Origin of the sequence: Spirosoma endbachense (genome assembly GCF_010233585.1) — a bacterium.
GTDB classification, from domain to species: Bacteria; Bacteroidota; Bacteroidia; order Cytophagales; family Spirosomataceae; genus Spirosoma; species Spirosoma endbachense.
Window position 1 is genome coordinate 3,361,616 of record NZ_CP045997.1, and the last position, 14,041, is coordinate 3,375,656.

16 protein-coding genes are annotated in these 14,041 nt (G+C 46.4%); 3 read left to right on the forward strand and 13 right to left on the reverse strand.

Going from position 1 to position 14,041, the window contains the following annotated elements:
- The first annotated feature begins 66 nt into the window (after positions 1–66).
- Complete coding sequence (locus GJR95_RS13340) at positions 67–321, forward strand: hypothetical protein (protein ID WP_162386332.1); 255 nt, start codon at positions 67–69, stop codon at positions 319–321.
- A gap of 64 nt (positions 322–385) precedes the next feature.
- Here the strand turns inward: GJR95_RS13340 and GJR95_RS13345 are convergent, their stop codons facing one another.
- From GJR95_RS13345 to lysM, 3 genes are all read right to left on the reverse strand, one after another.
- The gene (locus tag GJR95_RS13345; RefSeq protein WP_162386333.1) at positions 386–1,270 is read right to left on the reverse strand and encodes a S1 family peptidase; all 885 of its coding nucleotides are present in this window, start codon (positions 1,268–1,270) and stop codon (positions 386–388) included.
- A 261-nt stretch (positions 1,271–1,531) separates the two neighbouring features.
- Complete coding sequence (locus GJR95_RS13350; RefSeq protein WP_162386334.1) at positions 1,532–2,443, reverse strand: DUF937 domain-containing protein; 912 nt, start codon at positions 2,441–2,443, stop codon at positions 1,532–1,534.
- A 138-nt stretch (positions 2,444–2,581) separates the two neighbouring features.
- A complete protein-coding gene (gene lysM, locus GJR95_RS13355; protein ID WP_162386335.1) occupies positions 2,582–3,055 on the reverse strand; it encodes a peptidoglycan-binding protein LysM in 474 nt (157 codons plus the stop codon).
- Between the two features lie 226 nt (positions 3,056–3,281).
- Between lysM and GJR95_RS13360 the strand changes: the two genes are divergently transcribed.
- Positions 3,282–4,058 (forward strand): outer membrane beta-barrel protein, encoded by a 777-nt coding sequence (locus GJR95_RS13360; protein ID WP_162386336.1) that lies wholly within the window; start codon positions 3,282–3,284, stop codon positions 4,056–4,058.
- A 69-nt stretch (positions 4,059–4,127) separates the two neighbouring features.
- Here GJR95_RS13360 and GJR95_RS13365 read toward each other — a convergent pair whose 3' ends face one another.
- Positions 4,128–4,736 (reverse strand): hypothetical protein, encoded by a 609-nt coding sequence (locus tag GJR95_RS13365; protein WP_232541180.1) that lies wholly within the window; start codon positions 4,734–4,736, stop codon positions 4,128–4,130.
- Between the two features lie 68 nt (positions 4,737–4,804).
- Positions 4,805–5,143, reverse strand: a complete 339-nt coding sequence (locus GJR95_RS13370; protein WP_162386337.1) for a winged helix-turn-helix transcriptional regulator — start codon at positions 5,141–5,143, stop codon at positions 4,805–4,807.
- Between the two features lie 629 nt (positions 5,144–5,772).
- On the opposite strand from GJR95_RS13370, the gene miaA reads away from it, so the two are divergent.
- Positions 5,773–6,672: a tRNA (adenosine(37)-N6)-dimethylallyltransferase MiaA gene (gene miaA / locus GJR95_RS13375; protein ID WP_162386338.1), complete on the forward strand. Its 900-nt coding sequence runs from the start codon at positions 5,773–5,775 to the stop codon at positions 6,670–6,672.
- 54 nt (positions 6,673–6,726) lie between these two features.
- Here the strand turns inward: miaA and GJR95_RS13380 are convergent, their stop codons facing one another.
- The 8 genes from GJR95_RS13380 to GJR95_RS13415 all read right to left on the reverse strand — a co-directional run bounded on the left by GJR95_RS13380 (position 6,727) and on the right by GJR95_RS13415 (position 13,876).
- Entirely contained in the window at positions 6,727–7,020 is a 294-nt protein-coding gene (locus tag GJR95_RS13380) for a rhodanese-like domain-containing protein (protein WP_162386339.1), read from the reverse strand.
- A 73-nt stretch (positions 7,021–7,093) separates the two neighbouring features.
- Positions 7,094–9,061 carry a T9SS type A sorting domain-containing protein gene (locus GJR95_RS13385; RefSeq protein WP_162386340.1) on the reverse strand — a complete coding sequence of 656 codons (1,968 nt, stop codon included), beginning with the start codon at positions 9,059–9,061 and terminating at the stop codon, positions 7,094–7,096.
- 23 nt (positions 9,062–9,084) lie between these two features.
- Complete coding sequence (locus tag GJR95_RS13390) at positions 9,085–9,864, reverse strand: PASTA domain-containing protein (protein WP_162386341.1); 780 nt, start codon at positions 9,862–9,864, stop codon at positions 9,085–9,087.
- Between the two features lie 140 nt (positions 9,865–10,004).
- Complete coding sequence (locus GJR95_RS13395; protein ID WP_162386342.1) at positions 10,005–10,598, reverse strand: riboflavin synthase; 594 nt, start codon at positions 10,596–10,598, stop codon at positions 10,005–10,007.
- 69 nt (positions 10,599–10,667) lie between these two features.
- A complete protein-coding gene (locus tag GJR95_RS13400; protein WP_162386343.1) occupies positions 10,668–11,441 on the reverse strand; it encodes a class I SAM-dependent DNA methyltransferase in 774 nt (257 codons plus the stop codon).
- The gene (locus GJR95_RS13405; RefSeq protein WP_162386344.1) at positions 11,438–12,376 is read right to left on the reverse strand and encodes a glycosyltransferase family 2 protein; all 939 of its coding nucleotides are present in this window, start codon (positions 12,374–12,376) and stop codon (positions 11,438–11,440) included. The genes GJR95_RS13400 and GJR95_RS13405 overlap by 4 nt, the downstream gene beginning before the upstream one ends.
- A gap of 4 nt (positions 12,377–12,380) precedes the next feature.
- Positions 12,381–13,472 (reverse strand): DegT/DnrJ/EryC1/StrS family aminotransferase, encoded by a 1,092-nt coding sequence (locus GJR95_RS13410; RefSeq protein WP_162386345.1) that lies wholly within the window; start codon positions 13,470–13,472, stop codon positions 12,381–12,383.
- A complete protein-coding gene (locus GJR95_RS13415; RefSeq protein WP_162386346.1) occupies positions 13,469–13,876 on the reverse strand; it encodes a sugar 3,4-ketoisomerase in 408 nt (135 codons plus the stop codon). The genes GJR95_RS13410 and GJR95_RS13415 overlap by 4 nt, the downstream gene beginning before the upstream one ends.
- Positions 13,877–14,041: the final 165 nt, after the last annotated feature.

Below are 14,041 nucleotides of genomic sequence, written 5' to 3' on the forward strand. Positions count from 1 at the left end.
ATTTAAGACCATTTTGCCACTTTTGATGCGTTGAACGATTCAAGAATTCAATAAACTGATTTTGTTATGAATGCAATAAAAAAGTGGGTTGTCAGTCTCCTGATCGGTGGCTGGCTTGTGAGCTGCTCATCGGCCGATAAACCCAACGCAACAGTTGAGCAGGCTTTCGTCAAAAAATTCGGTAATGTTTCTGCCATTAACTGGACCGAAAACGCCGACTATTCATTTGCTCATTTTACGCAGCGCGGCAAGCCCGTTGTAGCTGTATTTGGTAACGACGGCCAACTGATTGCGACAGAACCAGCCAGGCCAATTCATTAAATAGGTAAGGGTACTGTTTCACTCATCTGGTATGAAAAGTATCGTAAAAGCGCTTAACTCAACTTTATCCCTCGTAGTACTTCACTCCACGTTCCCGTAAAAATGTCTTGATCACATCAACGTGAACGCATTGCCCGACATTCAGAAATGGATAGTTCGACACCCGGCTTTTACGGCCATTGACCAATACTTCGCGGTCTTCGATATCAAATCCGAGATGGAGGTGGCGAGTCGCTGACTGCATGCCATAGATCAGGCCATTGGTGTCAAATAAAGGTCCGCCACTTTGTCCTCTAAGACCCGGTGTGCTTAGTTCGATTCCGGTTATACCACCGTTTTCACTCAGTAATCGGGTTACGATACCATCGATTGGAAAGCGGGGTGATGTTACACGACCATCGGCCGTCCATTCAATATCGTCAACGGATGCGTTATAGCGAAAATTTGTAAATTCAGGGAATGGGTAACCCAGGCGGCAAAGACTCCGGCCAGGTTTTACCCGGTTGCTATCACCCAGAAACGTGGCATAGGAACCGTATAGCAATCGATTGTACCCTTTGAACCGTAGAAGAGCCAGATCTTGTGTAGGGTGCATATCAATGGTCAGTTCTTTATACTGATCAACGCATCCCACAAAACTATTCCGGACCCGGATAATCGTTTCAGACTGGAGCTTGAATTTTACCTCCAGCTGGCTAATTCGCTGTGCTGCATCTTTTTCGCGCAGAACGTCCCGACGCGCACCCTGAAAATCGCGATAGTTATGATAAATGGCATCGGCTTTGGCAACCAGTTCGGCAACATGCTTACAGGTAACAGCACAGCCTTGTTCGTTTACAAAAAACAGGGTGGCACTACCCGGTACAATTTCGTTGTGGCCATATAGCCGGACAATGGAATGAAGAGGTCGGGTAAAGAGATCAATGCGCTCAATGGCGTCAACAAACATAATGAAGTCGGTAAGTCAATCAGACGGCAATATAGGTCATATAGGGATTGACTCACCGACTCCTGGGGTTATTTCTTCGCTTTCACGTTAATTTCGGCAGGCACAACGGCTCCCCGAGCATCGGCACTATCGGGAGGGGCCTGAATGGGCGCGTTCATGCTTGAGCGCATAGTAGTACCTGACGACGAAAACATGATCGCAGGTTAGTCTGTTTGCTGTTACAGTCAGGGCTGTCTCCTACTTTAACGTCATAGCCTTTGTTTATGGACGGGACCGAGCTGAATCACGGCTCCCTAATGGGCCAGAAGCGGTTGAATCATCAACCTGTCCGTGGGCTTCCTTTATACTTTGCTTTGTTGCTGCCGACGTATCTTCTACAGCATTTGATTCGACCCGACTGGTTGAGTCAGTACTAATACCATCGACACCGTTTTGGTTTTCGCGGCACTTTTGCACGAGTAAGGCCAGAACCAAAGCGGCAATGGCAAACATAACCCAGCGCAACCAGCTAACGTTTTCACGTCGGCGGTCGCCTTCATCGCTTTTTGGAATATTAGGATTTAGAACCGTGCCACTGAAATTATCTTCACCCTGCACTTCGGTTGTTGGTCCTGATGTTGTTACCAGTTCGTCAAACCCAAGCAAACTACCAACGGCATCCAGGCCGCTGGGCAGCGCCGTTCTGAAATCGGAAGCCTGTCCCTGCAACAATGTGGTAAGGCTGTTGGCGGTCAGGCCCTTTTCCTGCTCCTGCCTGCCCAGAACGCCCATTAGTACAGAGCCTGCTAATTCCAGAATTATCAGCGACGACTCTGGTTTCACCCCACTGTATGTACTGATAAGGCCGGTGGTTCGGGTGAGTTTATCGTCAAAAACCGCATCAAGAAAAGCACGTCCAGCGGCAGATGTGTCGGCAGTTTTCGGCCGAGAATCGGTCACCTGCCCCACATCGAGGGGCGTATCGCCGTAATCGCCTTTTTCCAGAAAACTAATAATTGCCATAGCCCCCCCGGTTGTCTGAATACGCCGGGTCAAAGCACCCAGCAACGTGGGTAACGAACCCGTAACAGCTTTAAGGGTGCCTGCAGGTGTTTCGCCAAGATCGCCACTGAGCTGATCAATTACGCCCGGTGTGAACTGCTCTTTCAGGTAGGATAATAAATGAATAGCCATAAGTCTTTCATACAGTTGAGATTACTAAAACTGGTCCATTCGTATGAATGTTCGGAAAGGCTATTCAATGCACTATAAAAGAAAAAGGGCGGTGGCGTTATACAGATAACGCCACCGCCAAAAAAAATTTCAATACAATTACAACGTAGGAATGCGCAATACCTGATCCGGGTAGATCAGATCAGGATCTTTTAGCATTGGCTTGTTAGCCTCGAAAATAACGCCGTATTTCATTGGATCACCATAAACCTCCTTAGCGATTTTTGACAATGAATCACCTGATTTTACGGTATAATATTTACCTTCTGGCGTTGGCTCATCCACTTGCAGTTGGTTATCAACTGCGCTAACACCTTCTACATTACCAACAGCTAAAGCGATCTTTTCTGAGTCTTCCTGCGACTTAACAGAACCCGTCAGTGTGACAGTATCCCCTTTCGTTTTAACAGTCAGACTGTTATACGACAATCCCAATTGTTTGACATGGTCAAGTAATGCCTGGGCACGTACTGGCTCGACCTTTTCGGCTTGTACCGGATCAGCGGGCGGTGCCGTTTGCTCCTTATGGAAGATCTTTTCTCCAACTCCTTTGAAAAACGATAAGAGACCCATTCGTTTAGCGTGGTTTATAGTGAAACATCAATTTAACGGTTGGCAAATAAGCCAATAAATCTATTTCAAACAACCATCCTACTCTGTTAATGTTTACTCTATTTGCCAGAAAGGCTAATAACAATTCGATAATAAAGCCCGTTCTAGATGCAGGAACGCTTATTTTCGCGCTTCAACGTCAATTATTTCTCATTTTTTTACTATTGGTAGTTTAGCTGACTCATTCATGAAACGACTAAAACTTGCTGCGCTGGTGTTCTTCACGAGTACGGTGACTGCATTAGCTCAGGGTAATTTTGAAGGTGGCCTTAAAGGAGGTGCCACATTCACACATGGTCACACGACAATCCCGTCAGTCCCCCTCTCCGCTTCGCTTGCGATTCCTCAGTTGAACAACCAGAATAACGGGGTTGGCTATGGCTATTCGTTCGGGCTTTGGGGTCGCCAGAATTTCAACAAATTCTTTATACAGGTTGAAGTTGACTACAATAGGTTCGTTCTCAATCAGAAAACGGATTTCACCGTACCCGCAGCCGTTGCTGCCGTTCTGGCGGGACAAACGCTTCCTGCACAAATACCGGCTTCAACCCCCGCCAGCATCAATACCGTTTCGGAATCAGTGCTTGAATCCGTTAATGTTCCAATCTTATTTGGAAAAAAATGGGCAGGTGGTAAAGTACGGGCATTCATTGGGCCAAATCTGCTGTTTACAACCAAAGCCCAAGCTAAACGAACGTCGACAGCCACAATTCTGTCGCTTAGCATTCCAACGCCGGAAACGACGTCAGATCTAAAAAATCCGAACCCGCAAAGCCCAACGGAAAGTATTCTGGAGGTTAAGTCATTTACCTACGCGGCCGAAATTGGTGTAGGGTATACATTCTTCAATCGCCTGGATCTCGACGCCCGGTATGCGGCCCCAGTGGGCGGAATCTATAAAAACAAAGACATTACCGGTTACCTGGGTATTGCCACATTATCACTTGGCATTCGATTATTTTAGGAAGAGAAGTTTCAGGAAAAAGAAAACGCGGCCGTACGGCTGCGTTTTCTTTTTCCTGAAACATATGAACTATCTGCCAGCCGATTGGTCGGTCGGCTGATCTGGAACAAGCGTAAATGACTGCCCACCCGGCCGCAACCGGTAGCGTTGCATCTTTACTCCGCCGGTTGGTTCAGCATTGGCATCCCCCGAATTATAAATCGGGAATTTACGGCACAGAACGTCCCGCTCGACCCACAGACTGTCATGGCCCATGTATCCTTCAAAGCCTTTTAACCAGTTTGGGGTTTGAATTGCAGCCATTCGTTCGGGCAGGAACTGCCAGCCATATACTCGCCCAAATGACCCGCTGCCATCGCTGGTGCTGTAGACATACAACTCAGGAAATCGGTTGTTATCCAGATCGGCGACTTCAGCACCCGTAACTGCTCCATCGACGCGAGTGCGGAAATTGGTGAGCAATAAAGTGCCCCGATACGCTTTTACAGCCAGATCGCGAACGGCACCACTGTCAGTAGCCGTAATGGTGAATGTATAAATGTTAAAACGTAATGAGGTTTCATACAGAACAGTTGTAGCAGTGGTAGCCGGGCGATGAATGTTGCTCTGAATAGGAGCAACATTTGGCCTCAGCAACCATAACACACCCGCCAAAAAACTGCTAATCAAAAGTTTCATGTATTCTTCGTACCCAGCGATTCAGATCGAATAACGATACGAAGCCAAAAATAGTTACGTCCTTACAACTATGGCACAAGAAACGTTTTTCCAATGACCATTATCTGTTGTAAAATAGGTAAAACTTCCCGTGCCTTTTCGGTAAGACCGTATTCAACACGTGGCGGCACTTCGTTATACGATTTTTTCTGTAGCACCCCTAGTGCTACTAAAGCTTTCAACTCCTGGATCAATACTTTTTCGCTAACATCAGGGACCATTCGGCGCAATTCACCATATCGTCGATCCTGTTCACTTAATTGAAAAATAATGTAAAGGCGCCATTTGCCGCAAATGATATCCAATGTTTTTTTCAGAACCGGATGCGAGACGTCAGAGAAGATTTGTGTATGGGTATTATCGTTCATGGGAAAGGATCACACTAACCTTTTGGTGTGCAACATACTGATTAGTAGGTAATTGTACCAACATGAGCAAATATAAATGATTATGCCAACTTTATTATATATGACAAAATCTCAGATTGAGCCATATCAAAAAAAGCACTTATAACTACCTACCATTCAGCAGAAAGCCCTTTAGCTAAGTAAGCAGCAAAAAGCGTTTTTTTTAGTAGTTATCTGTATAAACTGGCATCTTCGGATATAGTTAAAAAATCACGCAAAATAATTAATGTAAAATTTGAAAATAACAGTTACATATCAGAGATGGATCATAACACTATTTCTGACTAGATGACCCTTATTATCGTATAAATTTCTGATAGATTTCCCATTGTTCATAGACTCGAAATCCACAATAAATACGTTTAACTGAGCTAATCTTTTTAAACTAAATAAGTATAATTAACCATGGAAATTAAGAGATTGTGTAGCCTTAATTGATACACTTTATTTACAATTCTTCTCAGGAATCTGCGGAGCAAAACAGTAAATACCTGATAGCCATACCGATGCAATACAACGAGATTCATATAGAGCCCTTACGCTTAAAAGCTGCTATTTTTGTCTTTTCTGGTATTTCGTATTTATAGTAGTTGAAGACATTGCTCATCGTAGCCGGGCCTACAGCTGTAGGTAAAACGGCTCTCTGCGTCCGGCTCGCCAGGTTACTCCATACCGACGTCGTTTCTGCCGACTCACGGCAGCTATATCGTGAACTGAACATTGGTACAGCCAAGCCCACGCCTGATGAAATGCAGGGTGTCCGGCATTATTTTATCGATTCACATTCGATAACCGACGCCGTAAATGCGGGCCGTTATGAGCGTGAATGCCTGACTTTATTAGATGAGCTCTTTCAGGAAAAAGACATTATAATTTTATCGGGCGGAACCGGTCTTTACATCAATGCCGTATGTTTTGGTCTGGATGATATGCCTCCCGTAGACCCGAACCTACGCCAGCAATTACGATTCAGGTGGCAAACAGAAGGGTTAGAAGTGCTTCAGAATGAATTGCGTCGGCTCGATCCTACCTATGTAGAAACTGCCGATATGCAAAACCCCGCCCGAGTATTACGCGCGCTTGAGGTATGTTTATCAACGGGAAAACCCTATTCATCGTTTCGACAAAAACGAAAGGCCAGCCGCCCTTTCCAGTCGATGTTTGTTGCGCTCGACCGACCGCGCGAAGAACTTTACGACCGCATCGATGCCCGAATGGATGCTATGCTCAACGCCGGATTAGTTGATGAAGCTCAATTACTCCTTCCCTATCGGCATCTGTCTGCACTCCAAACGGTGGGCTATCAGGAAATTTTCCCTTATCTGGATGGTGATTATGATTACGACGAGATGGTACGTTTACTTAAACGCAACTCCCGGCGTTATGCCAAACGGCAACTCACCTGGTTTCATAATCAGGGCGACTATCACTGGTTTGGTCCTGAAGATGATAAAGCGATTTATGAATTGGCAGTAGGCAGTCTTCAGTAGGCAGTCTGATACTCATTGCTTACTGCTCACTGAACGCTGCCTACTGTCGGTTGTTTATTGTGCCCGGTAGGCCAGCATGCCGCCAATAACATTGCGGACATTGTTGAAACCGTTCTGTTCCAGAATTTGCTGAGCCATCGCGCTACGCTTACCCGACCGGCAATGAACAATTACTTCTTCGTCCTGAAGGCCGTCGAGTTCGTCAAGTTGATACGGCAAATCGCCTAATGGTATAAGCTGAGCGCCAATGTTATCAGCTTCGTATTCATTTGGCTCCCGGACGTCGATAAGGTTCAATTTTTCGCCTTTCTCAAGACGTTCTTTCAATTCCTGTACTGTAATATCCATGTTTATCTTAAGCAATAAAATGTTCTGTTTGGGGTTATGCCCCGGAAAAGTGCAACCTTAAACAACAACCTGTTTAGTGTTGAATAATTACTTTTTGAACAGCTGACCGATCGCTCTCAACGAATCGAAGCAGATACAAACCATCGGGCAGATGACTCAGGTCTAACGTTTGCTGCCCCCGACTTGGTTCGACTGAATGCAGGATTCGGCCAGTCAGATTGATTACGTCCAACCGATTTACTCGTTGACTGTCCCAATGAATAAGGCCAGCTGTAGGATTCGGGTAGGCCTGTAGTGGAATCTGCGGTTTAGGTTCGTCAATAGCCGTTACAAGGCCCGTTCCTTTACCACCCATTACTGGACGAAGCATAAACGCACCGGGCAAATTCACGCCTGCATTATTGGGGCTAGTCGCCTTCGCTAAATTCTGTTCCCAGAGGCTTCCTCCATTATAGAAAATCTGCGAACCGAAGGGGCTGTTTTTGTCAAAACCCAATCGCAGAAATGTTGTATCAATCGTACTTATCTGCTGATAACCAATATAGAACGTATCGTTAACGGTAATTCCTCTGTCAAACTGAAAGTTTATAAACCCATTACGAGAGGCTGGATACTGCATGGTGAAGGCTTTTTGATAGAGGACTGGGCCGGGTTGCCCATCAACCTTTCCGTTATTGATTCGGCCAGAATTACCATACACAGTAATCACAAATGGCTGACCAGTCTGATTGGTCCGGAACGGCACGATACAGGCCTGAACGCCAGCCATTGTATCGGGTTTGTTCAGGATAAAGCGCACAGCAACCCGTTCGCGTGGTCCAAGCTGCAGGCCATACTCCCAGGTTCCATCGTCGTAAGCGTAGTAATTATCGAGTACCGCCCTGGTTGAAATAGTATCATTCTGTTTCAGTACACGTCCTGGAATAGTTGGATTCTGCTCATCGGACGTTTTTATGCTATACTCATACCGCAAAACAGCGCGGGTAGCCCCACTCAGGCTCTTGGCCGAAACCGGCCGGACAGTTTTACGCAGTAAAGCTGACTCTCCAATCAGAAATCGGTTCGTAGCTTCTAATGTATCGGCCTGTAAAACCCGGCCCGAGACCTCATCACGAACGATGAAATTGTATTTCAGGTTGTTCAATACATTGTTCAGGTTCCTGACATCGGTTGTAATCGTGTCAGCCGTTTCAGCATCCGGCTTAACCAGATACTGTGCCAGCGGCATAGCCGTATATCGTTTTAGAAACGGGCTCAGTGCCTGTCGCATAGCCGCATCAAGCACAAATTTATCGTTCGGTGAGCGACCTTTATTCAGGTATACGTAATCGATATGCCAGGTATCGAATGGGCCGGATGCCCTCCCAAACGAGCGAAATCGAAAAGCAAAGCCGGGGTGGAAATAGATGGGATTAGTTATTGATACAAATGCCTGAATAAAATTATTGTTGGTTGTATCCCCCGCAATTGCCCATACATTTCGCCATACATTGTCTTTTCCCAGAAACTGAAGCAATAGCGAATCGGCTGGCTGATTCACGATGGTATCAAATTTCGTAGTCGTATCACCGGGAACAACACTCTTCCTTGGCAATATGGATATACTGCCTCCATCGGGCTGCTCGCCTAAGCCTTTAATCTGATAAAAGAAACTAAGATAAACACCGCTACCGGCGGTCATAGCTCCCAGATTAATAGGCCGGGATGTGAGCGTATCGGTATAATCCTGAGCGAGTTGATTTGTCTGAATATAGGGTAATCCATTGGCCCGAAGTCCGTCAAAGGTGGCTACGTTGACGGTGGGCTGATTGATACCCATCGTATTGTTGATGTAAACGCCACTGCCCGGCATCCAGAGCGCCGTATTCGGCTGCTCGCCTGTTGCACCGGATGGTTTCGCGAAATCATCGAAGAAAGGTAAGTTCAACGACGTTTGGGCCAAGCCAACCGATGCTGACAACAAGCAAGCCCAAAGCAGAAAACCGCATAAAAACACCCGACGAATGTATCGATGCGGAATAACAGGTAGCGCAATATCCATGTATAATCGGTTCCCGAAACGGGTTATTCCTGATTTGGTTCAATTGGTCCTACAACCCACAAATCCATTGTTTCGCCAACGCGGATTCGCTCACCCGATCGGGCTTCGGGACGTTGCCGAACAACCGTACCAACTTCCTTTTCAGGATCTTCTACGGAAATTTTCGTGCCAACTTTAAGATTCGAGCCACGAATAGCCGCTTCGGCCTCATCAAGTTGTAATCCTACAACGTTAGGAACCTCAAACATCGTATTCCCTAATCCATCGCCAACTTCAAGATCAATTCGGGCACCCTTTGGCACAGGAGTACCGGGTACAATTTCCTTGCCATTATAGAGTTGGCGGAGTACCGAATTCTTGGCGACATCTGGCACATAGGTCCGCTCGCCCTCAACCAATCCAAGCGATTCCAAGGTTCGGGCTGCGCTACGGTCGATCATGTCGACCAGATTAGGCATCGATACCATCGGTGGCACGCGCTTGATAAGCGTAAGGTAGATTTTACGACCTTCTTTCACCTTTGAATTGGCCCGCGGATACTGTTGAAAGACCGTCAGTGGCTGCGCACCCGCCACAAATGTACAATCACTGACTTCATAGCGCAGGTTACGGTCGTTCAGGATATTTTTCATCTCGTCAAAACTCAACTTGGAAACATCCGGAACGGTGATCGTTTGGCCATGATTGGTCGTAAATGGCAAATACACAAAAAAGAAACCCAGAAATAAAACGGCTACCAGAGCCAGGATGATGCCAATCTGAATCAGCAGGTCAGGAAGGGAGCGGGTGCTGATTTTAGCCATTCAGGTGATAAATTGCGGAATTAGGGATAAATAGTAAACGATGGATGGTCAACGAAGTCACAAGAAATCTACTACTATTTATGTATCCTCTTATTTTATTAGTTACCAATGGTCACAAAAGTAGCAGAATCTGAAAACGCTTACCGATAGCCCACCAGCATTTTTTTAATATACTTTCCTACAACGTCAAATTCAAGATTAACAATATCTCCGGGTTTCAGATCCCGAAAACTCGTGTGTTCATACGTATAGGGTATAATTGTTACCCGAAAACCGTCGTCCTGTGAATTGAAAACGGTTAGACTCACTCCATTGATACAAATTGACCCTTTTTCAACCGTTACATTGCCCGCTATATCGGGATCGTACTGAAAATCGAACAACCAGCTTCCATCCAGATCCTGCACATTGGTGCAGATTCCCGTTTGGTCGACATGACCCTGAACGATATGGCCATCAAACCGGCCATTGGCAGGCATGCATCGCTCAAGATTGACCCGTTCGCCAATCTGAAGCTGCCCCAGATTGGTTTTTTTCAGAGTTTCGTCAACGGCCGTTACCGTATAGCTTCCATCGGCAACGCTCGTAACTGTCAGGCAGACGCCATTATGGCTGACACTCTGATCAATTTTCAATTCAGTAGCCAGCGACGATTCAATACGAAAGGTCAAATTAGTGCCTTCAGATTCGATACCTGCCACCAGGCCAGTGGTTTCTATGATTCCAGTAAACATTTCTAATCGTTAATTACGTAGCTTCCAGCCTTATACCTATTCGTTGATTGTTGCATCCTGCAAACCACCTCAATCGGCAGAATCTGGCTTCGAAACTATAAACAGTGAACTTCCAAATGGGGTTCGGGGAAGGATTTTTGCTTCGGTGCTGACAATCGTATAAAGCGTTTCGTTAAGCCATGTACTGGGCAAATATACATCCGACTGGACATTTTCGGGCTTTATCCAGCCAAATCGGAGCTGCCAGCTTTGCCACTGCCGGATCGCCAGGATGAGCGGTGACAAAATAAAACTCCAATACGTTGCTTTCCTGATGCGTAATCCAGCATCTGACATCAACTGATCAAAATCGGACTGAACAAACCGTCGGCCACTGCCTACAGCCAGATCGTGCTCTCCCCGAAATATATTGAAGGCGTTGTTGTTGCTGATCAGTAGGCCGTCGGGTTTAAGTCGATGAGCCAGCGCTTTAACTAAATTAGGCAAATCGTCATCGCTGAAATAACAAAAAACATCGTTACAGACAATGACATCGTAACGCACGTCCGGCTCAAAGCCAGCCAGCTCATTCAGATTTATAAATACAACGGGTAACCCGCGCTCGTGACAGAACGCTACGGCATCCGTCGATCCATCGATTCCTTTGAGATGTGTATAGCCGCGTTTACGCAAAAAGTCCAGCAAGCCCCCCGTTCCACAGCCCGCATCTAGAATCTGTATGTCCCGGCGCTCGCCAAAATGCTTCCTGATGGTCGTAGCTACACGCTCATGCAGACTACGATACCACCATAACTGTCCTTCCAGCCGGAACATTTTTTCGTATTCGTCGGTATGCCCAATCATTGTGAATCGTCAGTCGGGTTTCGATGGTTTAGTTTCTTTTCTACATAGGTCGGCAACCCACTGTAGGCCATAAAGAGTTTGCCCAGATACTCCCCTAGCACACCTAAAAAGAGGAGTTGAAGTCCGGTGGCGGTTCCAATTGCCCAACTGACCATGACCCATCCGGCAGGGTTTATAAGGTCAGTCAGCCAGCCTATCCACAACCCGGTACCAGTCATTACTCCCAGACCGAACAAACTAACGCCCACCATCGTAAAGACACGAATTGGCCAGAGCGAATACCCAATAAATACAGTCAAAAACAGAGCGACCAGTTTCCTGATCGTATAGTTTGAGCGACCTTCCGTACGGCTATGATGGGGTACCTCTACCCGGCCAATGTTAGCTGTAACCCGAAAAATCAACCCGTCAATATACGGGTAAGGCCCTGTGTATTTGATTATCTCATCGACAACTTCACGGCGAATGAGCTTGAAACTGGACAGATACAAATCGCGGGGTTTACCCAGCGAATACGTAGTCAGCGCGTTAACCAGCCAACTGCCTGCATTTCGGAACCAGTGATGTTGTTTCTGGGCATAATAACTGTAAACCACATCGTAGTTACCAACTGTCGCTTCCGTGAGCAAGGTCAGTATGGCTTCAGGAGGGTTCTGAAAATCGTCGTCAATAATAACGACATACTGGCCTTTTGCCTGGTTGAGTCCACACATGACGGCGTTAAACTCACCGAAATTTCTGCGTAATGAAATAATGCGAACGTTGGCATACTTCTCGGCAACTTGTAAGCAAACGGCTTCTGAACCATCAGCACTACCATCGTTCACTAATACCACCTCAAACGTATGCTGCGTTATACAGGCCTGCAACCGTTCTACCAGTGGCCCAATTGTCCGCTCGCTATTGTAGACTGGTATAACGATGCTTAACTCCATGTCATCAGTCGCTAAATTGATTTATCGTGTCAATTATATAAATCACTTCATCGTTCGTCAGCGATGGGTTGAGCGGCAAACTGAGTACTTCGTGGTGTAATTGCTCCGAGATTGGCAGCGAGCAGTGAGCATACTGTTTGTAAGCATGTTGTCTGTGAGGAGGAATTGGGTAATGAACATCCGTACCAATACCTCGTTCAAGCAGAAATGTGCGCAGTATGTCGCGTCGGGGGTGTCTGATCACGAACAAATGCCAAACATCCTGTTCAAGCTGATCGGCCGGTGGCAATAGCACATCAGGATTGGCAATACCCGTCAGATACAGTTCTGCCAATGTTCTGCGTCGTTTATTTTCCGGTATCAGTGATGGTAATTTGGCAGCCAAAATAGCAGCCTGTAGTTCATCCAGGCGGCTATTATGCCCGATAAAATTATTGACGTATTTCTGCGACGACCCATAGTTTCGCAACGCCCTGATCCGTTCAGCCAGAACATCGTCATTGGTGGTAATGGCACCGGCATCACCTAAAGCACCCAGATTTTTGCTGGGATAAAAACTCCAACCGGCAGCATCTCCAAGATTCCCTGCCTGTTTTCCGTTATAAGTAGCCCCGTGGGCCTGTGCGGCATCTTCCAGAATAGTCAGGCCATATTTCGCTGCTACCTCACGAATCGGCCCCATATCACAGCAACGCCCGTATAAATGAACGGGGAGAATCGCTCTGGTACGGTCGGTAATAGCCGCTTCAATACAGACAGGGTCAAGCAGATAGGTATTCGGATCGGGTTCAACCCAGACAGGTATTAGGTTAGCCAGTGTAACGCTTAGGACGGATGCGATATAGGCATTGGCCGGTACGATTACTTCGCTATGGGCCGGGAAGTCCCACGCTTTCAGTACCAGCGTGAGTGCATCAAGCCCGTTGGCAACACCAATGCAGTGACGTGTTCCGCAAAAATCAGCAAACTGGCGTTCAAAGCGCTCAACTTCCTGCCCCAGAATATACCAGCCCGAATGCAATACCCGCTCGTTGGCTTCACGTATCCGCTCCAGATGGGGTTGATTAATACGCTTTAAGTCCAGAAAAGGAATCATTCTGAATCGGCTAGTACCGACTCATCAGTACGTCGGCTGTTCGGGTAGGGTTCGTGGATATAGTCGTCTTTATCGTAAAGCTCATTCGAAACAACGAGCAGAATCGCATCGTCCGAAAATTCATCCATGATATGCCAGTCTTCAGGCTCCAGAACAAGGCACTGCCGCGGGTCGTCCAGATAATAAGTAGTTTCTACCTTTCCGTTATGATTGTATACACGGCAACTTCCATTCAGACAAATAAGCGCATTCCAGGCACGCACATGCCGGTGGCCTGCGCGTGGATTCTGCCCAGCTCCATATATATAGAAAACCCGCTGAATTGTCCCCGGAATCACGTTTTCGAAGACAGTCAGGTTTCCGTTATCAGAAACAAATGTTTTTAGCTCGTAGAGTTTAGCCATTGGTTAATGTGGAATATAAGCAAGAGAGGAAGGCTGTATTTCCTCCAAAGATATTAAAGTAGGATTAAAAACTAAATTAAGTAAAAATCATCATTTGTAATGATACTCATTTTTACACAAAGAAAGTGTAGTGTTGCGCGATTTATTTATATGATTTTAGCACAT

What these genes read in the sequence shown, in the direction of transcription:
- GJR95_RS13340 (WP_162386332.1), top strand. Translation starts at nt 67, where the DNA reads ATGAATGCAATAAAAAAGTGGGTTGTCAGTCTCCTGATCGGTGGCTGG.
- GJR95_RS13345 (WP_162386333.1), bottom strand. Translation starts at nt 1,270, where the DNA reads ATGTTTGTTGACGCCATTGAGCGCATTGATCTCTTTACCCGACCTCTT.
- GJR95_RS13350 (WP_162386334.1), bottom strand. Translation starts at nt 2,443, where the DNA reads ATGGCTATTCATTTATTATCCTACCTGAAAGAGCAGTTCACACCGGGC.
- lysM (WP_162386335.1), bottom strand. Translation starts at nt 3,055, where the DNA reads ATGGGTCTCTTATCGTTTTTCAAAGGAGTTGGAGAAAAGATCTTCCAT.
- GJR95_RS13360 (WP_162386336.1), top strand. Translation starts at nt 3,282, where the DNA reads ATGAAACGACTAAAACTTGCTGCGCTGGTGTTCTTCACGAGTACGGTG.
- GJR95_RS13365 (WP_232541180.1), bottom strand. Translation starts at nt 4,736, where the DNA reads ATGAAACTTTTGATTAGCAGTTTTTTGGCGGGTGTGTTATGGTTGCTG.
- GJR95_RS13370 (WP_162386337.1), bottom strand. Translation starts at nt 5,143, where the DNA reads ATGAACGATAATACCCATACACAAATCTTCTCTGACGTCTCGCATCCG.
- GJR95_RS13380 (WP_162386339.1), bottom strand. Translation starts at nt 7,020, where the DNA reads ATGGATATTACAGTACAGGAATTGAAAGAACGTCTTGAGAAAGGCGAA.
- GJR95_RS13385 (WP_162386340.1), bottom strand. Translation starts at nt 9,061, where the DNA reads ATGGATATTGCGCTACCTGTTATTCCGCATCGATACATTCGTCGGGTG.
- GJR95_RS13390 (WP_162386341.1), bottom strand. Translation starts at nt 9,864, where the DNA reads ATGGCTAAAATCAGCACCCGCTCCCTTCCTGACCTGCTGATTCAGATT.
- GJR95_RS13395 (WP_162386342.1), bottom strand. Translation starts at nt 10,598, where the DNA reads ATGTTTACTGGAATCATAGAAACCACTGGCCTGGTGGCAGGTATCGAA.
- GJR95_RS13400 (WP_162386343.1), bottom strand. Translation starts at nt 11,441, where the DNA reads ATGATTGGGCATACCGACGAATACGAAAAAATGTTCCGGCTGGAAGGA.
- GJR95_RS13405 (WP_162386344.1), bottom strand. Translation starts at nt 12,376, where the DNA reads ATGGAGTTAAGCATCGTTATACCAGTCTACAATAGCGAGCGGACAATT.
- GJR95_RS13410 (WP_162386345.1), bottom strand. Translation starts at nt 13,472, where the DNA reads ATGATTCCTTTTCTGGACTTAAAGCGTATTAATCAACCCCATCTGGAG.
- GJR95_RS13415 (WP_162386346.1), bottom strand. Translation starts at nt 13,876, where the DNA reads ATGGCTAAACTCTACGAGCTAAAAACATTTGTTTCTGATAACGGAAAC.